A 249-nucleotide genomic window follows, 5' to 3' on the forward strand; every position below is an offset into this window, starting at 1 on the left:
GTTCATAATTGGCATATTCTTCAGGTTTAAGCATTTCAAATAAATTAGGCCAATAAATCCAATTCCGATTGCGTATAGCAATGATTCTCATGGCATGATTAATGGAAAACTCAGGATATTTTTTATATTTATTTTTATGGGTAATAATATTTTCAACTTGGTGTACATTTTTAAAAGATGCATCACCGTTCAGTTGGTCAACAATCGATGTTAAGGTTTGATGATTAATTTTTTTAAGCTGCTTTAAAT

General features: G+C 28.9%; 1 protein-coding gene. It reads right to left on the reverse strand.

The annotated features are described in order from the left end of the window. Positions 1-249, reverse strand: a 249-nt coding sequence (locus ACG9ZB_RS17710; protein ID WP_419326893.1) for a hypothetical protein, incomplete at both ends; no start/stop codon positions are given.

This window comes from Acinetobacter johnsonii (assembly GCF_048551975.1).
Taxonomy (GTDB): domain Bacteria; phylum Pseudomonadota; class Gammaproteobacteria; order Pseudomonadales; family Moraxellaceae; genus Acinetobacter; species Acinetobacter johnsonii_A.